Below are 18,633 nucleotides of genomic sequence, written 5' to 3' on the forward strand. Positions count from 1 at the left end.
GCGCCCCTTCTCATCGGGCCGTCAACCTTCCTGTCGACCTCACTTGGCCAAGCCGGAAGCGCGAAGGGCTTCGAAGCCGCCCTTCAGGTCATCGAGGATGTCCTCGATGTTCTCGGTGCCGATGGACAGGCGGATGGTGCCTTGGTGGATGCCCTGATCCTCGAGCTCCTCCACTGTCTCCTGGGAGTGCGTGGTGGAGGCCGGGTGAATCACGAGGCTCTTGGCGTCGGCCACGTTGGCCAACAGGCTGAACAGGTGCAGGTTGTCGATGAACACGCGTGCCGCGTCCTTGCCGCCCTTGATGTCGAAGGTGAAGATGGAGCCGCCGCCATTCGGGAAGTACTTCTTGTACAGCTCGTTGTCCTTGCGGCCTTCGATGGACGGGTGGGAGATGGACTCGACTTCCGGAACGGTCTTCAGGTAGTCGATGACCTTCAGCGCGTTCTCAACGTGGCGTTCGACGCGCAGCGACAGGGTTTCGGTGCCCTGCAGCAGCAGGAATGCGGCGAACGGAGACAGGGTGGCACCGGTGTCGCGCAGCAGGATGGCGCGGATGCGGGTCACGAACGCGGATCCGCCCAGGGCCTCGTAGAAGTTCAATCCGTGATAGGACGGATCCGGCTCGGTCAGGGTCGGGAACTTGCCCGGCACTTCGGCCCAGTTGAAGTTGCCGCCTTCCACAATCACACCGCCGAGGGTGGTGCCGTGGCCGCCGATGAACTTGGTTGCGGATTCGACCACGACATCAGCACCGTGCTCCAGCGGGCGGAACAGGTACGGGGTGGCGAAGGTGTTGTCGACGATCACCGGCAGATGATGCTTGTGGGCGATGGCGGTGATGGCTTCGAAGTCCGGCAGGTCGGCGTTCGGATTGCCGAAGGTCTCGAAGTAGACGAGCTTGGTGTTCTCCTGGATGGCGTCCTCGAACTCCTGCGGATTCTCGGCGGAGACGAAGGTGGTGGTGATGCCGTCACGCGGCAGGGTGTGACGCAGCAGGTTGAAGGTGCCACCGTAGATGTTCTTGGCGGCGACGATGTGATCGCCGGACTGGGTGATGTTGCGCACCGCGTATTCCACGGCGGCTGCACCGGAGGCGACGGCAAGGCCTGCGGTACCACCTTCAAGAGCGGCGATACGGTCTTCGAACACGCCCTGGGTAGAGTTGGTCAGACGGCCGTAGATGTTGCCCGGGTCGGCAAGGCCGAATCGGGCCTCAGCGTGATCGAAGTTGTGGAAGACGTAGGAGGTGGTCTGGTAGATCGGCACGGCGCGGGAATCGGTGGCCGGGTCGGCCTGCTCCTGGCCCACATGCAGCTGCAGGGTTTCAAAACGGTACTTCTTGTTGTTCTCGGCCATGGGTCTTTCTCCTTGGTTGTGCTAGGTCGCGAGGATTTTTCCTTGCCACCCGCCTGCCGTGTTCGGGCGGTTGGCGAGGTGTTGGTTATGAAGTTACGACGCTTGGGCCGCGCGGCGCAAGCTGAACGTTATCGGGCTTGCCTATAGACCCTTATAAACCCTTGGAATCATTGGGATATGAGGCGGTTACGTCGGGCAAAATAGTCATCAAAAATCTCACGACACGCCGAGACACTTCCACGTCTCTTCGCGACAGAAATCTAGGAAATCATCCTCAATTTCCTGAAATCCTGTCACTGAGGTGACGTCAGCGACAGAATTTCAGGACGAATGGGATGATTTCCGAAATTTCTGTCGCTCAGATGGAACCAGCAACGGAATTTTGGGGTGGATGGTTTTATTTCCAAGATTTCTGTCGCTAGGAGTTTGAGCGATCTGTTGAATTCGGCGACGGAACCTCACCAGATGAATACCGGTTAGCGTGTCCGTATCCCTACAGACTAGTGTCAACTGTGATTATGTGACATCCGTCTGATTGATTGGAGTTTTCTAGTGTCCGACGTTACGTTGTACGACCGCGATCCGAAGTACATCCCGCGCGTGGCCGCCGTGCACGACATGTGCGGCTACGGCAAGTGCTCGCTGACCGCTGCGATTCCGATTCTCTCGGCCGCCGGCTGCGATGTGTGCCCGGTGCCGACCGCCCTGTTCTCGGCGCACACGCGCTATGCAGTGTTCACGTTCCATGACACCACGGATATCCTCTCCGGCTATCTGGATGCCTGGCAGAAGGAAGACGTGGAGCTGGATGGCGTGTATTCAGGCTTCCTCGGCTCCCCCGATCAGGTGGCGATCATTCAGCGTCTCTACCGTGAATATCCGAACGCGCTGCGTCTGGTCGACCCGGTGATGGGAGACGCCGGCGAAATGTACCCCACGTACACACCGGAGCTGTGCGAGGCAATGGGCGCGCTGGCCGATGGTGCCGACGTGTTGATGCCGAACCTCACCGAAGCGAGCATTCTCACCAAGCGTGACTATCCCGGCCAGGATATTGATGAGGCCACGGTTAACGAGCTGCTTGGTGCTCTGCTGAAGTTGGGTGCCAAGAACGTGGTGCTGAAGGGCATCGACCATGGCGATGGCAAAATCGTCAACTATATGGCCAGCGCTTCCACCGGTGTTGCCGGCAAGATCGAGCTGGCTCATGAAAAGCTGCCATACATGATTCACGGCACGGGTGACGCCTTCGCATCTGCCCTGTGCGGCGCGGTGATGGCCGGCCGCGGCCTGGCCGAGTCGGCCGAAATCGCCGGCGAGTTCGTGCGACACGCCATGGTCAGCACCCGTAACCAGCCGCATTTCGAGGATCGTGGCGTCAGCTTCGAACTGAACCTCGGCGAACTCACCGATTTGGTGAAGTGACCGCACCTTGGCTCCCCTCTCCGCTCACTGGGTCTGACGTATTCAGCGAACAATTCGGCGGGTTGTCTGTCGTCACAGGGAAGCCGACTGGGGAGCCTTGGTAAACCTTCTGAACTAATGGTGGATAACCGAGTTTTCATCCACACGTTATCCACAACACGCCAAACCGCGTCATAGTATCCACATTTGCCGGTTGCGCTTGTGCTCTTACATAAGTAACCCGCACAGTGGAATCATGAACGCTTTACCACCTACTCAGCCGACGACGAAGTCCGGCATCGACGCCGGTCTTGCCTTTCACCAGCCCATGCTGGCTTCACCTGATCCGCAGGCAATGCTGCCTTCGGAACGGATTGCGGCCACGATGGGCGACCGCAATCTGACGCCCAAACAGTTCGGCGCGCTCGGCGAGCAGTATGCCGCCGCGTGGCTGGAGGAACACGGTTGGACGACCTTGAGCCGCAATTGGCATACCCGTTACGGCGAATTGGACATCGTGATGCTCAATCCCGAGTACACGGTGGTGTTCGTCGAAGTGAAATCACGCCGGTCCATGCATTACGGATATCCGCAAGAGGCCATTACGCCGGCGAAACAGCACAATCTCAGGAAAGCCGCCTGCGATTGGCTACTTGACCGGCGTAATCGGGTGCCGCATTCGGCGGTCCGTTTCGATGTCGTCACCATCGTGCTTCGGGTGGGCAGGCCGCTCGTGCATCACATTGAAAATGCCTTCTGAAGCCCCCCCCCCAAAAAAAAACAGCCACGTTGCGAAACACATTGTGAAAGGAGTAGACATGGCTATCGGCAGCACCCTCTCAGTCGGACTGATCGGCCTTAAGGCCTTCATCGTCCAAGTGCAGGCTTTCATCAGCCCTGGCTTGCCATACTTCAGCATCATCGGATTGCCGGATGCATCGTTGTCCGAAGCCCGCGAGCGCGTGAAATCAGCGTGTCAAGCCACTGGATTCGGTTGGCCGCAAACCCGTGTGACCGTGAACATGAGCCCTGCGGCCATGCCCAAACGCGGTTCGTCGCATGATCTGGCCATCGCGGCCAGCGTCCTATGTGCGGCGGGTGCCATAGGGCATGATTGCCTAGAAGATACCATTGTGCTCGGCGAAGTGAATCTTGACGGCTCGGTGCTGCCGATTCATGGGCTGCTCCCGATCATGCTGCATGCCGAGGAACGTGGCGTGCGCAAAATGATTGTTCCCCATCGCAATCTTGACGAGGCTTCGATGGTGGATGGACTGGATGTAGTGGGCGTGAGGCATGTGGGTGAGCTCATCGAACTGATGGGCGGCGATGCCACCTATACGATTCCCGATACACCGGTTACCGACGAGACCACCACGGATCAATCGCCCACAAGTCATCCCAACGATTGTGGCGATATGAACGAGGTTCTAGGTCAGGAGCATGCCAAATGGGCACTGCAAGTGGCGGCGGCAGGCGGGCATAATCTCATCATGACCGGCCCGCCAGGCAGCGGCAAAACCATGTTGGCCTCACGTATGCCCGGCATCATGTGCCCGTTGAACGAGGCGGAACAGCTGGAGGTGGCATCGATTCGATCGCTGTGCGGCATACTGCCTCAGTACGGCATCACCGACATGCCGCCGTTCGAGGCACCGCACCACACCGCCAGCACGGCGGCCTTGGTGGGTGGTGGCAGCGGCATCGCCGTTCCCGGCGCAATCACACGCGCGCATCGAGGCATTCTGTTTCTGGACGAGGCACCGGAATTCAGCGCACGCGCCCTGCAGACGTTGCGCGAACCATTGGAATCCGGGTATGTGGCGCTTTCCCGTTCAAAAGGCAGCACCTACTACCCGGCCTCATTCCAACTCATCATGGCGGCCAACCCCTGTCCGTGCGGATACTATTACGGCACCGGCGAACGTTGCGCTTGCCGGGAAAAAGACCGTATACGTTATTTCTCGCGATTGTCCGGACCGATACTGGATCGTGTGGATATTCAGATGGCGGTGCCACCAGTCTCGCGCATTGCCGCGCAAAGCGAGCCAATCGGCGAGTCCAGTGCCGGGATACAAGCTCGTGTGATTCGTGCCCGTCAAGTGGCCAAAGACCGGTTCAGACAGTATGGATGGGTGTGCAACGCGCAAGCTTCGGGCAAATGGCTGCACGCCAATACATCGCTGAAAGCGATGGAATTGGTCAATCGGGCCCTGTCCAATCATCAACTCACATTGCGCGGGGCCGATCGCGCCATGCGTCTGTCTTGGACGCTCGCCGATCTGGCCGGCCGCGTATCCCCCACCGAGCAGGACGTCCATCAGGGCATCGAAATGAGAACGAGGATGACATGAGTAACGCTACTGATATCCGACAATCTGGCGGCACCGCAGGCAGTGTGGATCACACCGATACGGGCCTCGCTGTTTCGCGCACCATTCCCATGCCTCCCACGGATACGTTGTACCGCGCCGCGCTCACGTTCTGTCTTGATGGGGCGGATGTGATGATGTACGCCGCGCTCAAAGGCGCGGAAAGCGCCGAATCCCTCTGGCACGCGTTGGCGCAATCCCATCCAAGCCAGCCATCTGGAATCTGCGGCCCGGCGCTGTCACGCATTGACCGCATGTTCGTGGATGGCCTCACCCGATGGGGCCGCAAGGCGTCGGCGAACGCGATGCGCTCCTTCCGCAATGCACTGGCCGGCTGGCATAACCGCATGATGGACCTGCCCTCGCAAGACATCATCCAACTGGGCGACTGGTTCACTATGGATGGCACGCAATGGATTATCGGCCCCGGCCATCCATGTTGGCCCTCGCAGTTGGCCGACCTGTCCATTCGCTCCGATTGGGCGCCACCGCTGTGTTTGTGGATCAAAGGCGATCCACGCGCATTGACCAGTTGCGCCAAACCGGTCGGCATCGTCGGTTCACGGGACGTGACCGAATACGGCCGGTATGTGGCACACACCGTAGCCGAACAGGCAGTCGTTGCCGGGCATCTGGTCGTGTCCGGAGGCGCAATGGGCACGGATGCGGCGGCACATTGGGGAGCGTTGAATGCGCTGCACGGCAGAATGCCCGCCAATGTGGGCAGAACCGTTGCCGTATTCGCCGGCGGGCTCAACCATATCGGACCGATGCGTAACCGCACGCTGTTCGAACGTATCGAGGCGCAGGGTGGTGCACTGATCAGTGAACTGTGCCCAGGGACGATTCCCGAAGCCCGTCGTTTTCTACTCCGCAACCGCATTATCGCGGCCATGTCTTCCACATTGATTGTGACGCAAGCCCGGTTGCGTTCCGGAGCGCTCAACACCGCGGGATGGGCATGCGAATTGCTGCGCGAAGTGTATGCGGTTCCCGGTGACATCAATCAGCCTTGCAACGCCGGGTGCAATAAGATGATCGGCGACCACCGGGCGATGATTCTGTGTGCCGCCACATCCACTGAGGATATATGCCATGAACGGCATAAGCCCGTTATGGCGGCATGCCCAGGCATACCGAAATCCACAGGTCAGGACTCGTCCGAAAACGAGGAGGCCATGGAAGTGCCGGCAACGACTCCGTTATCGCCAGCATCCTCGGAATCATCGGCGTCACAGGAGTCGTCACAAGATTCAGGTCATTCGAAACGTTCGAAGACCAAGCATACTCAGCCTACGCGCACTCAATCCAAGGATGGGCCGGCGAGCGCAACCGCCGATTCCGGTAACGACAAAAGCAAGGGTGAAGAGCTGCCCTCGTCGCATCAGATGCCGGATCTTCGTGTCAAGCCGAAGCCCGATCCCGAGAAGGAAGCCCAACAACGTATCATTATCGCCAAGCTGCCGGAAATGGAACGCACATTAGTGGCATTGATTCGTGAATGCCGTAAACGACATCTCATCGTCACCCCGGACGCACTATTGCGCGTGGCGCGAGAGACGGTACCCGACGAGATTCCCAATATCGGCACCATACTTGAGCTACTCGGCGCATTGGAGCTGAAGGGAGTGATCGAGCGGGATGCCGGGATGCTCAAGCTGAGCAGCCGTGTCGGCTAATCGGCTTCCATGACACGGCTCGAAGGCTGTTCGGCGGGTGTGCGAGAATCGAACCCATGAGTCCGAAACGTTTGGAAGATATGTATGATGCGGTGATCGTCGGCGCCGGAGCGGCCGGCCTGTCGGCGGCGTTGGGACTGCTGCGCTCCCCCGAGATCACCGAGCTCAAGGAACAAGGCGTGGACCCGAAGATCCTCGTGGTCTCCAAACTGCAGCCGCTGCGTTCGCACACCGGTTCAGCCGAGGGCGGCATCGCCGCGAGCCTGGGCAATGTGGAGTCCGATGACTGGCACTGGCATTACTACGACACCATCAAGGGCGGCGACTGGCTGGTGGACCAGGATGCGGCCAAACTGCTCGCCGAATACGCGCCGCAGACCGTGATCAACCTGGAGCGTCAGGGCGTGGCCTTCTCCCGTACCGAGGACGGGCATATCGCCCAGCGCCGGTTCGGCGGCCACACGCGCGAGTTCGGCGGCGCCCCGGTCAAGCGCGCCGCCTATGCGGCCGACCGCATCGGCCACCAGATTCTGCACGCCTTGTGGCAGCAGTGCGTGGCCGCCGGCGTCGAGTTCGCCGAGGAATGGTATGTGACCGACCTGGTGCTCGCCGACGACGGCAAGCAGGCGGCCGGCATCGTGGCCTTTGACACGCATTCGGGCAAGATTCAGGCCATCCACGCGCGCAACGTGCTGCTTGCCACCGGTGGCGCGGGCCGACTGTTCCACACCACGTCAAATTCCTGGGATCTGACCGGCGACGGCATGGCCTTGACCTTGGCCGCCGGTCTGCAGCTGGAGGACATCGAATTTGTGCAGTTCCACCCCACCGGGCTCGCGCACACCGGCATCCTGCTGTCCGAGGCGGCCCGCGCCGAGGGCGGCATTCTGAGGAACGCCGACGGTGAGCCGTTTATGGAACGCTACGCTCCGGAGCATAAGGATCTGGCCGCACGAGACGTGGTCTCCCGCTCCATCATGGCGGAGATCGACGCCGGTCGCGGCGTCGCCGACCCGAAGGACCCGGATGGTCCGAAGGACTGCGTCTGGCTGGATATGACCGGCATCGACCCCGAACGTATGAAGGAAGTGCTGCCGCAGGTGGTCGAAACCATCGAGCAGTACGCGAACCTCGATCCGGCCAAGGACCTAGTACCCATCAAGCCCACTGCACACTACACGATGGGCGGCATCCCCATCACCACCGACGGCGAGGTGTACCGTTGGGCCGACGGTGCCGTGCAGGTAGTCGATGGACTGTTCGCCGCTGGCGAATGCTCTTGTGTCTCCGTACATGGTGCGAATCGTCTGGGCGGCAATTCTCTGCTCGACGCCTGCCTGTTCGGCACACGCGCTGGTCAGACGATGGCCGCACGCATCGCCGAGAACCCGGTTGACTCCCCCATGGCCGATGATTCGGCCGATGACATGCTGACCGATGCCGCCGATCAGGCTGCCGATTCTCGCAAAGCGGAGCTTGACGAACTGCTCGCCGGGCCAATAGATGATTCAGACGATGGAGTGCCCACCGCCAATCCTTATCAGCTCATGGCCCAACTCGGATCAGTGATGGAGCAGGCTCTGGCCGTACGTTGCACCGCTCAGACCATCGATACGGCGTTGACCCAGATCAACGGTGACATCACACCGGTTGCCGATACCTTGCGGGCCCATGACAAGACCGCCGCTTTCAATCAGGAGGTCACCGCCATCTGGGAAGTCCGTCATCTGATCGAACTGGCCGAGGTCATGCTGCACGCTTCCGAATCCCGTCAGGAATCTCGCGGATCCATGCAACGCCTTGATTTCCCCGAACGCGACGATGAGCATTTCCTTGCTCACTCGATGGTCGCCGATGATGGTTCGGTAAGTTTCAAGCCGGTGCACATCACCGACTATCCGCCCAAGAAGCGCGAGTACTGATCCGCTGGTGGTAATATCCAAGCCGCCTAGGGCTTGTGGCACAATAGGTTGGCTAATACTGGACTTGATATCCCACTGTTTCATGGAGGCAGAACATGGCTGAGGCGAGCAACACGACGGTTACCCTGCAAGTGCATCGTTTCACGCCGCGACCCGAGCGTGCCGAACGTGCACGCGGTGGCAGCCCGTTTGCCAAGAAAGGCTCCCCGTTCGGCGGCGGCTCGGATTCGGCGGCGCGCCGTCGTCCGCGCGGCAAGCAGTGGGTGCAGGAGTACACGATTCCCGCACGCCCCTCGGACACCGTGCTCGACTGCCTGCTGACCATCAAACGCACCGTCGACCCGACGCTGGCCTTCCGTTATTCGTGCGGTCATGGCATGTGCGGTTCGGACGCCGTGGCCATCAACGGCACCCCCACCCTGCTGTGCACAGCCACCATCCGCGATTGGGCCAAGCAACCCGGCGCCATGCTCGAAGTCGATGACGAAGGGTTCCGACACACCGGCACCGAGACTGAGGAATCCGACGATTCCGCGGAAAACGTCGCAAACGCGGCGACCGGCCAGAACTCAACCGCAAACGGTTCGCTGGGAGTCATCGAACTGGCGTCCCTGCCCGGCTTCCCGCCGCAGCGCGACCTCATCGCCGACATCGACCCTATGCTCAACCAGATCAGGAAGCTCACCCCGTATCTTCAGGCGGACGGCGTGCTCGCCACCACCGCCGAAGGCAAGGTGGACGTGTTCGAATACCTGCAGAACCCCGAACAACTCGCCAAATACGAGCTGCTGAGCAACTGCATCGCCTGCGGCGTGTGCGAAGGCGCCTGCCCGGTGTACGCCGGCGGCGACGCCTTCATCGGCCCGGCCGCGCTGATTTGGGCCTCCCGTTTCGTCAACGATTCGCGCGACACCAAGGCCATGGAGCGTATGGATGCCATCGACACCGCCGACGGCGTGGCCGCCTGCCAGTCCGTGCGCGCCTGCTCCCGCCACTGCCCGCGCGGCATCGATGTGGGCGAGGAGATGTGGCAGATCGTGGCTAAGGTCCGCGAGCGCTAAGCCGCGCCGCGGCTGGCTGCGGCGATCGCCTAAGCACATGCGTCGATGCATCCGCTGGGTGCCCGCACGAGAGAAGACATGAAAGAACGAATTATGGACAGAACGCAGTACACCAACCTCGCCAAGGCATGGGAATTCACCGAGGAACACGCGCGCGAACGTGAATCCGATGCGTTGACCGACACCCGTACGGCCGCCGACGAGTCCGGCCAGTTGCAGGGTTCGGCGGCGCAGGCCCGTCTGCTGGGCATGCTGGTGCGCATCACCGGCGCCGCTTCGGTGATTGCCGTGGGCACCGGCTCGCTGGTGGAGACCTTGCAGCTCGCCCATGCACTGGATAACAAGGGCCTGCTGACTGCGGTCGATTCCACCGCCCAGGGCATCGCGCTGATTCGCAAGGCGTTCGCCGAGCTGCAGGACGAGACCGACACCACGTTGCGTGCGGTGAACGCCCCGGCCAGCGTGTTTCTGCCGCGCCTCAACGCCAATGATTACGATCTGATCGTGGTGGCGGGCGACGCCGAGAACTATGCCGCCACGTTCGCCCAGGCCTCCCGTCTGCTGCGCGTGCACGGCGTGATCGTGTTCACCGATGTGCTGGCGTTGGAGGACGGTCAGGGCGGCGTGATCAATCCGGCCGACCGCAGCGACAAGGCCATCGCCATGCGTGAGCTGCTCACCACCGTCGAAGATGACGAAGGTTTCGAGTCCACGCTCACCCCTGACGGCACCGGCCTGCTCATCGCCTACAAAAAGTAACTCTGTCCTTGGCTCCCCTCGGAGAGGGGAGCCACTCTATCTCGCTTACCTCACAATTGCGCTGACGGCCACGTCCACGGCTTCGTCGGCGTCATCGGTTACGGTGACCAGTTTCGGGTCGATCGTCGAGATCATGCCATGCTCGGCCACCGGACCGTTGAGCCAGTCAAAGAGCCCCTGCCAGTATTCCTTGCCGTAGAGCACCACCGGAATATTCGCCACCTTGTGGGTCTGGACCAAGGTCAATAATTCGAACATCTCATCCAGTGTGCCGAAGCCTCCCGGGCATACGATCACGCCGGAGGAATACTTGATGAACATGGTTTTTCGCACAAAGAAGTACCGGAAGCTCATGCCGAGGTTCACCCACTGGTTCAACCCCTGCTCGTGCGGCAATTCGATGCCAAGTCCCACCGATTTGCCGCCGGCCAGTGCCGCTCCCCTATTCGCGGCTTCCATGATGCCGGGACCACCGCCGGTGATGACGGCGATGTTGCGCTTGGCTATCTGGCTACCCATGCGCCGTGCTGCCTTGTAGATCGATTCGGTGCGCTGGGTGCGTGCGGAGCCGAAAATAGAGACCGCAGGTCCGAGCTCGGCGAGCGCCCCGAAACCGTCCACGAATTCCGATTGGATGCGCAGCACACGCCATGGGTCCATGTGCAGCCAGTCGGTGTCCTGATCGGGTTTCAGCAGGTTGGCGGTGGTGTTGTCCGAGGGAATCATCTGGCCGCGTAGAATCACCGGGCCGCGATGATAGGTATCGCCCAGCGGCGAGGTGTCCTCCAGATCGACCGGGTTCACCGGTGTGGCCGCAGCCTCAGTTGCCGTCTCAGCCTCCAACGCCGCCGCATCATTCGCGGCTGTGGCTTCCAATGGTTCCATATCGTCCACGACTGCGGACTTGGATGCGGCCTCGGCTAGATTCTTTGCTTCAGCGGCCTTTTTGCCGTCGTTCTTCTTGGATTTCTTCTGCTTCTTTGCCATCCAATGTCCTCCTGTACGGCGCTATCGACTCTTCGCATTCTAGCGCCTGAAGCTCTGCGTACGTTTTCCGCGAAATCATCCTTGACTTCGTGAAGAACGTACGGTGAGTGACACTGAGCGTACGTTTTCCGCGAAATAAGGCCTCATCTCGTGAAGAACGTACACTGAGCGCGTCTCAGCGTACGGTTTTCACGAAACAAGGCCAACAATGGAGTAGGGACCATCTAAGCCATCAGTGGCGGAAGTCGATTTCCACACTGGCGGTGCCGTCGGCGAGGGTGCCGGGGTGTTCCGTGGGCGTGGTGGGCTCTGTGGTGTGGCTTGACTGCCCGATGCCATCACCATCAATCGATTCGTCATCCTCCGCATCAGCCGCTGCTGCGGCTGCGGTCTTCTCGAATCGCTTGGACTGACGGCTCAGCAGCACACCGGAAATCGCGGCGGCGATCAGGGAGGCCACCAGCACGCCGAAGCGCGCCTCAGCGGAAAGTTCCGCGTTCTTGTACGCCAGCGAAGCGATGAGGAAGGACACAGTGAAGCCAATGCCGCAGGCGACGGCAGCGGGAATCATGTCGCGCACACGCAGCCCCTTGGCCATCTTGAGCCCGCCCACATGCGTGGACAGCCATGCGGTGGTGATGATACCCAGAGGTTTGCCGACCACCAAAGCCACAATCAGTGCGATGACCAGCGGCGAGGCCAACAATAGCGGGCTCATCGACTCGAAGTGTACGCCGGTGGCGAACAAGGCGAAGATGGGCAGGGCCAGCAGTGCGGAGAATGGCTGGAGCTTGTTGGCATAGCGTTCGGCACGCGGCGAGAGTTCGCCGTGCATTTCACGAGAGGGGGTCAGCAGGCCAACCAGCACGCCGGCCAGTGTGGGGTGCACGCCTGCCTCGAACATCATGATCCAAGCGAGGATACCGACGATGCCAACCGCGATCCACGGCACTTTTTTCAGTCGTACGAGGTATGCCCAGATGGCGGCGCATACGGCGATGCCGATGAACCAATACCAGGCGTTAATCGAGGAGAAGAATACGGCGATCAGAATAATGGCCAGCAAGTCATCGACGGTGGCAAGCGTCATCAGGAACGCGCGGATCGAACCGGGCAGGGCCTTGGCAAACAGGGCGAGCACGGCCAGTGAGAACGCGATATCCGTGGCGGTGGGCACTGCCCAGCCGTGCGACATCTCCGAGAACGGAATGCTGCTGCCGGTGGTGGTCAGAATCAGCGTGCCGGGTTCACCAGGCCCGATCTGAGAGAACAATGCCGTGACGGCCAGGAACAGGATGGGCGGGGCGATCATGCCGCCCACCGCGCACAGCATCGGCACGGCGGCCGCTTTCGGATTGGCAAGCGAGCCGGTGGTGAGTTCCTGCTTCAGTTCGAGGCCCACGGTCAGGAAGAAGATGGTAAGCAGACCATCCTGGGCCCAGTGGCCAATAGGCAGGTCGAGATTGGTGTAGGGGATGAACAGATGCGTTTCCGCTACGGTCTCGAACGCATGCGCGGTGGCGGGCAGATTCGCGAGCACCAGGCCGGTGAGCGCGAAGCCAAGCATGATGAGTCCGGAAATACGGTCTGAGGCGGCGATTCGCCTGATGGTGGACCAAAGTCCCTTCTTCGCGCCGGCGGTCGTGGCCATCGCGTCTCCTTGCTGCACTCTCTTGGATGAACCGTATGTAATAGTACGGAATATCTCAGGACGTTCCGCTCCGGGCTGAGTCGCGAAGGGCAACCTTAGCCCAACCCTGTGTGGCCGACTCAACCGACTCAGACGGGCCAATACAATTGGAAAAGCCTCGGAAGCATTTCGCTTTCGAGGCTTACTGTGCGCCAGACAGGATTCGAACCTGCGACCTGCTGATCCGTAGTCAGCTGCTCTAATCCGCTGGGCTACTGGCGCATACCACTGTTGTCCCCGTGGTTCGGGAGTGCGCCAGACAGGATTCGAACCTGCGACCTGCTGATCCGTAGTCAGCTGCTCTAATCCGCTGGGCTACTGGCGCATGTTGTCTTTCAGACAACTCGATATATAATACACGCCGTTCAGCTGAATGCAACTCGGCGTGTTGCGGCGAGTCGCATTCATCTTAATCGCCGCCGCAACGGCGTATTTACTGGCCTCACGCCTCGTGTGTACGGACTCGGTCAAGCAAAACCGACTGCGCAACCTTGAGACGTCCCTGCGGCACATCCACGGCTTCGCGCAGGAGTTTGGGCGTGCTGGAACCCTCTACGGACGCCTTGTCCACAATCACCTGCCTCACATCATCCAAACTCGGCAACTGGAACATCGTGTCCTGCAACGTACGTTCGATAATCGAACGCAACCCGCGTGCGCCGGTCCCCTGCTTGATAGCGATATCAGCAATCGCCCGAATGGCCTGTTCTGTGAATTGCAGGTCGACGCCGTCGACGGCGAACAGTTTACGGTACTGCTTGATCAGCGCGTTGGCTGGCTGGGTGAGAATCGCCGTCAGATCGTCTACGGTAAGTTCCTTCAGCACACTGGTGACCGGCAAACGTCCGATAAACTCAGGCAACAGTCCGAACTCGGCCAGATCATCGGCATTGACCTGTTCGAGCAATTCCTCGTCTTTCATGTCGGCGTCATGCCAATTCGCGCCGAAGCCGGTCTCTCGACGGCCTAATCGCTTGCGAACAATGTCCGTCAGCCCCACGAACGCACCGCCGCAGATGAATAGGATGCCGCGTGTGTCCATCTGCGCAACGTCCTGCTCCTTATGCTTGCGCGTGCCCTCCAACGGCACGGAGGCGATGGTTCCTTCCAAGATCTTCAGCAACGCCTGCTGAACGCCCTCACCGGACACATCACGGGTGATGGAGGTGTTCTCACCGGATTTGCGGGCGATCTTATCGATTTCGTCAATGTAGATGATGCCGTGCTGGGCTCGGCTTACGTCGCCATCCGCAGCTTGGAGAAGACGTTGGAGCACGGTTTCCACATCGTCGCCTACATAGCCGGCCTCGGTCAGGGTGGTGGCGTCGGTGATGACGAACGGCACGTTCATTACGCGGGCCAACGCCTGCGCAAGATAGGTTTTGCCCACGCCGGTGGGGCCGAGCAACAGAATGTTTGACTTGGCGACCTCGACGTCAGCCAAAGGGTCATTGCTGCGGCGGGCAGCACGCGTCTGGGCGGGAGCGGATTGCTTGGCTTGTTTGCCGGTCTGGCCACCGTGCCCGTTATTCCCGTCAAGCTGCTCAGCGGACTCCTGAAGCTCCATATTAACGCGTTTGTAATGATTGTATACGGCCACGGACAATGCGCGCTTGGCGTTCTCCTGACCGATGACGTAGCGGTTGAGATAATCGAAGATCTGAGCGGGCTTGGGCAGGCTCAGCGAATTGACCTCGGCATCTTTGACACGCTCCTCGGAGATGATGTCCACGCACAGGGCGATGCATTCATCGCAGATGGAGGCATTGGGACCGGCCACCAGTTTTCGTACCTGATGTTCGGTTTTGCCGCAGAACGTGCAACGGGGTACGTCCTCGTTGTAGCTCACCACACGTCCCATGATTCTCCTTTGCCGACTACGCCGCACCGTCGAACCGCCACGCTGCGCATTATCATTGTCATCCTTGAAATACAATACCCCCGGTCGTTGCCGACCGAGGGTATTGCAATGTCCGGAAGTTTTACTGGCGGTGTTCCAACACCTCGTCCACGATGCCGTATTCCTTGGCTTCAGGAGCGGTCAGGAAAGTGTCCACTTCGATGTCGCGGCGAATCTTCTCGACGTCCTGGCCGGTGTGCTTGGCGAGGGTCTCCTCCAGCCATTCGCGCATACGCAGCATTTCCTTGGCCTGAATCTCGATCTCCGTGGCCTTGCCGAAGCCTTGGTCGATGGCCGGCTGGTGGATGAGCACACGGGCGTTCGGCAGCATCAGGCGCTTGCCCTTGGTGCCGGAGGCCAGCAGAATGGCGGCGGCGGAGGCGGCCTGGCCGAGGCACACGGTCTGCACGTCGGGCTTGATGTACTGCATGGTGTCGTAGATGGCGGTCATGGCCGTCATCGAACCGCCGGGTGAGTTGATGTACATCATCACGTCACGGTTCGGATCTTGGGATTCGAGGACCAGCAGCTGGGCCATCACGTCGTCGGCGGAGGCGTCGTCCACCTGCACGCCGAGGAAGATGATGCGATCCTCGAACAGGCGGGAGTAGGCGTCCTGGGTCTTCATGCCATACGGGGTCTTCTCCACGAACTGCGGCATGATGTAACGGTTGGTCGGCGCGGGCTGGGCTGCGCGGGCGGAGGCCGGCATGAAACCGGCTACGCCCTGACGGCCGGCCAAGCGGTCGGCACGGGCGGCGAACTTTGCTTCTTCACTTGCCATGAGTCTCACTCCCCCTGCTGGTTGTTGCCGATGGTGTCCGGCGTGGTCACGAGCTTGTCCACGAAGCCATAGTCGAGGGCTTCCTGGGCGGTGAACCAGTGGTCGTATTCGTTGTCGCGGTAGATTTCCTCGAGGGTGTGGCCGGTCTGCTCAGCGGTCAGCTCGCTCATGGTCTTCTTCATGTCCATGATGAGCTCGGCGTTGATGCGCACGTCAGTGGCGGTGCCGCCGATGCCGCCGGAAGGCTGGTGCATGAGCACACGGGCGTGCGAGGTCAGGTAACGCTTGCCCTTGGTGCCGGAGCTCAGCAGGAACTGGCCCATGGAAGCACACATGCCCAGGCCCACGGTCGCCACGTCAGGCTCGATGAGCTGCATGGTGTCGTAGATGGCCATGCCGGCGGTGATGGAGCCGCCCGGCGAGTTGATGTACAGCCAGATGTCCTTCTTCGGGTCTTCGGCGGCCAGCATCAGCAGCTGAGCGCAGATGCGGTTGGCCATATCGTCCTTGACCTCTTCACCCATCCAGATGATGCGGTCTTTGAGCAGACGGTTGAAAATCGGGTCGACGGGGCCGGCCGGGACGTCATCGCCCGCCATGACCGGCAAGGTCGCAAAGGTATTGCTCACCTTGATTCTCCTTCTAATTACTCGAACATTGTTCAGACTACCGCCTTGAAGCGACTGAAGGCGTCTTTTCGCGTGCTTTTTGGCGGGTAGCGTAGGGATTTCGGGTTATTCCAAGGTGTCGAGGACGTCGTCAATGAGGAGGCGGGTCTGGGAGGCGGCATCGTCGCCCAGACGCGGGAAGCGACGGGCGGCATTGGCGGGGCTGGCACCGGCGGCTCGCGCTACGTTGGACTTGCTGGCACCATGGGCCACGGCTTTTTCCGCGAGCCGATCGACCAGTGAATCGGCGACTTGGCGCATCTGTTCGGCCACCCATAATTGGGCCATATCCGCAGGTAAGTCGTAGTCTTCGGCCACATCGCTGGCTGCCTCCTGAATGGCGGCCCATAACACCATGAATGGCTTTCGATAGTAGTCAATCTGCTCAGTGAGCGGCTCAGCGGCAAGCAATTCAAGTGCCGAGCGAATTTCTGTATTTTCTGACATAGCTTTCTTTACCTCGGCTCCCCTCTCTGAGGGGAGCTGTCGCCATAGGCGGCTGAGGGGAGTTTCGACCGGGGCAGCTCCCCTCAGAGAGGGGAGCCAGAATATATGTATTTACTTACTTACGACTCAGCAACCACTTTGATATCAGTGACGACGTGGCCACGGCCATGCCGACCGGTACAAAGAAGGTAATCGGCGCTTCAGAGAGCTCCATCACCAAGCACATGGCCATAAGCGGTGCCTGCTGTGAGGCCGAAAGCAACGAAGCCGCACCGATCAAGGCACACACAGTTACCGAATCAGTCGGAAACATCAGTATCCATACGAGACCGAGCATCGCACCCAGCGTGGAACCTAATGCGATGCCGGGCTGCAGCACACCGCCCGACGCACCGGAGCGAATGGTCATCAGCGTCACCAGCGCTTTGGCAACAAAGGTGAGTGCCAACACACCCAGCAACATCCAGATATTGGACTGGGACAGCGGGAAACCGGCGTTCATCACGGATCCAGAAGGGCCGCTCCCACCCTGAAGCATGGCCCAGAACGATGCCATTCCAGAGCCCGCTCCCCCGCCAGAGGCCGAATCGGATACATTACCGCCGCCCGTCAGCAAGTTCCATGGAGAGGCGGCCGCTGAAGATGCCGACTGCATGGCACCAGCAGTGCCGGCGGTTTCAGGAATGAATGTGCTGAATCCAAGTTGCGCTGCGGCACGGCCGTTGCCCATCACCTGCGGCACAACAATCGCCACCAAACCGGTGATGAGACCAGCCAGCGTCATCTGCCACAGAATAGCCTTACCGGTTGGCTTGTGCGCTTCCGCCCATTGCGAACCTTTTCGGAACAATGCGCCGCCCACTCCACATGCCGCACCGCAGATCAGAGCGAACAGCATTAACGTTGGCGTGGATTCCGGTTGCATGGCGGTAATGTCGTAGAACAGGCAATGCCCTTTGATCGCAACCGCCACGAATGCGGCAATGGCAGACATGCCCAGTCCAAACGCAACTTTTTCGATTGTCACATCTACCAACAGGATTTCGACGGCGAAGAACATGCCGGCCAGTGGCGCGTCATAGACGCCTCCTAGACCGGCACCGGCAGCCACTGCCACCACCATGCGCCGGTCGATGCCGTCAACGCCCTCGATATGGAACAGGTCGCAGAAACGTTGCGCGAGCATGGCACCGAGTTCGCGTGGGGCGACTTCTCGGCCGATCGAGGCACCGGAGCCGACGATGAAAATCTGCAATACCACATGCGCAATGGTTTGCCAGAAAGGCATTCGCTTTCCCGCCACGGCCTTCTTGACTGAGGGCACCGCAGTCGTTTTGTGTCGCAGCAGATACCAGATAATGCCTGCGATGCTGAGTCCCACGGTCACCGATATCGCACGGCGTGCAGCGGGCACGCCGAATGGACCAGGCAATTCTGGGCCTTCGATGTAGCCGAGCAGCACATGTTCAACGCCGTAGAGCAACAGGGTCAGCAGACCTGCTCCCACACCGATGAGCACGCCGAGCACAATGGTCGCCGCAGCGAGCCAACCAAGGCGTTTGATAGTAACCGTTGGCTGCATGTCAACCTCCGCACCCTATGCA

At 60.4% G+C, this 18,633-nt stretch carries 14 protein-coding genes, 2 tRNA genes and 1 pseudogene; 7 read left to right on the top strand and 10 right to left on the bottom strand.

Going from position 1 to position 18,633, the window contains the following annotated elements; translation table 11 throughout:
* Nucleotides 1-39: 39 nt before the first annotated feature.
* The gene (locus AB5287_RS07460; protein ID WP_065437137.1) at nucleotides 40-1,356 is read right to left on the bottom strand and encodes an O-acetylhomoserine aminocarboxypropyltransferase/cysteine synthase family protein; all 1,317 of its coding nucleotides are present in this window, start codon (nucleotides 1,354-1,356) and stop codon (nucleotides 40-42) included.
* A 552-nt stretch (nucleotides 1,357-1,908) separates the two neighbouring features.
* Here AB5287_RS07460 and AB5287_RS07465 point away from each other — a divergent pair.
* The 7 genes from AB5287_RS07465 to AB5287_RS07495 all read left to right on the top strand — a co-directional run bounded on the left by AB5287_RS07465 (nucleotide 1,909) and on the right by AB5287_RS07495 (nucleotide 10,553).
* Complete coding sequence (locus tag AB5287_RS07465) at nucleotides 1,909-2,781, top strand: pyridoxamine kinase (RefSeq protein ID WP_131219636.1); 873 nt, start codon at nucleotides 1,909-1,911, stop codon at nucleotides 2,779-2,781.
* A gap of 235 nt (nucleotides 2,782-3,016) precedes the next feature.
* Nucleotides 3,017-3,520, top strand: a complete 504-nt coding sequence (locus AB5287_RS07470) for a YraN family protein (protein ID WP_007053429.1) — start codon at nucleotides 3,017-3,019, stop codon at nucleotides 3,518-3,520.
* 58 nt (nucleotides 3,521-3,578) lie between these two features.
* Nucleotides 3,579-5,114: a YifB family Mg chelatase-like AAA ATPase gene (locus AB5287_RS07475; protein ID WP_007052067.1), complete on the top strand. Its 1,536-nt coding sequence runs from the start codon at nucleotides 3,579-3,581 to the stop codon at nucleotides 5,112-5,114.
* Nucleotides 5,111-6,811 carry a DNA-processing protein DprA gene (locus tag AB5287_RS07480; RefSeq protein WP_196025128.1) on the top strand — a complete coding sequence of 567 codons (1,701 nt, stop codon included), beginning with the start codon at nucleotides 5,111-5,113 and terminating at the stop codon, nucleotides 6,809-6,811. The genes AB5287_RS07475 and AB5287_RS07480 overlap by 4 nt, the downstream gene beginning before the upstream one ends.
* 56 nt (nucleotides 6,812-6,867) lie before the next feature.
* Nucleotides 6,868-8,733, top strand: a complete 1,866-nt coding sequence (locus AB5287_RS07485) for an FAD-dependent oxidoreductase (RefSeq protein WP_007053431.1) — start codon at nucleotides 6,868-6,870, stop codon at nucleotides 8,731-8,733.
* 95 nt (nucleotides 8,734-8,828) lie between these two features.
* Nucleotides 8,829-9,794, top strand: a complete 966-nt coding sequence (locus AB5287_RS07490; RefSeq protein ID WP_065454587.1) for a succinate dehydrogenase/fumarate reductase iron-sulfur subunit — start codon at nucleotides 8,829-8,831, stop codon at nucleotides 9,792-9,794.
* 93 nt (nucleotides 9,795-9,887) lie between these two features.
* On the top strand, nucleotides 9,888-10,553 hold the full coding sequence (locus AB5287_RS07495; protein WP_007052063.1) for an O-methyltransferase: 666 nt from the start codon (nucleotides 9,888-9,890) through the stop codon (nucleotides 10,551-10,553).
* Nucleotides 10,554-10,598: 45 nt separating this feature from the next.
* On the opposite strand, the gene AB5287_RS07500 is transcribed toward AB5287_RS07495, so the two are convergent.
* From AB5287_RS07500 to AB5287_RS07540, 9 genes and pseudogenes are all read right to left on the bottom strand, one after another.
* Complete coding sequence (locus tag AB5287_RS07500) at nucleotides 10,599-11,540, bottom strand: TIGR00730 family Rossman fold protein (RefSeq protein WP_022527535.1); 942 nt, start codon at nucleotides 11,538-11,540, stop codon at nucleotides 10,599-10,601.
* Nucleotides 11,541-11,934: 394 nt separating this feature from the next.
* Nucleotides 11,935-13,191 (bottom strand): annotated as a pseudogene (locus AB5287_RS07505) (Na+/H+ antiporter NhaA); the annotation flags it as partial.
* A 187-nt stretch (nucleotides 13,192-13,378) separates the two neighbouring features.
* A tRNA-Arg gene (locus AB5287_RS07510) sits at nucleotides 13,379-13,452 on the bottom strand.
* A gap of 29 nt (nucleotides 13,453-13,481) precedes the next feature.
* Nucleotides 13,482-13,555: transfer RNA gene (locus AB5287_RS07515), tRNA-Arg, on the bottom strand.
* A 117-nt stretch (nucleotides 13,556-13,672) separates the two neighbouring features.
* Nucleotides 13,673-15,091: an ATP-dependent Clp protease ATP-binding subunit ClpX gene (gene clpX, locus AB5287_RS07520; protein ID WP_165499539.1), complete on the bottom strand. Its 1,419-nt coding sequence runs from the start codon at nucleotides 15,089-15,091 to the stop codon at nucleotides 13,673-13,675.
* A gap of 121 nt (nucleotides 15,092-15,212) precedes the next feature.
* Complete coding sequence (locus AB5287_RS07525) at nucleotides 15,213-15,914, bottom strand: ATP-dependent Clp protease proteolytic subunit (protein ID WP_007052059.1); 702 nt, start codon at nucleotides 15,912-15,914, stop codon at nucleotides 15,213-15,215.
* Between the two features lie 5 nt (nucleotides 15,915-15,919).
* A complete protein-coding gene (locus tag AB5287_RS07530) occupies nucleotides 15,920-16,543 on the bottom strand; it encodes an ATP-dependent Clp protease proteolytic subunit (protein WP_007052058.1) in 624 nt (207 codons plus the stop codon).
* 105 nt (nucleotides 16,544-16,648) lie between these two features.
* Nucleotides 16,649-17,029 carry a hypothetical protein gene (locus tag AB5287_RS07535; protein WP_007052057.1) on the bottom strand — a complete coding sequence of 127 codons (381 nt, stop codon included), beginning with the start codon at nucleotides 17,027-17,029 and terminating at the stop codon, nucleotides 16,649-16,651.
* Between the two features lie 115 nt (nucleotides 17,030-17,144).
* Nucleotides 17,145-18,611 (bottom strand): chloride channel protein, encoded by a 1,467-nt coding sequence (locus AB5287_RS07540; RefSeq protein WP_007052056.1) that lies wholly within the window; start codon nucleotides 18,609-18,611, stop codon nucleotides 17,145-17,147.
* Nucleotides 18,612-18,633 lie beyond the last annotated feature (22 nt).

The organism is Bifidobacterium sp. RTP21102st3_E2_RTP21102_210122, assembly GCF_040916945.1.
Classification (GTDB): domain Bacteria; phylum Actinomycetota; class Actinomycetes; order Actinomycetales; family Bifidobacteriaceae; genus Bifidobacterium; species Bifidobacterium longum.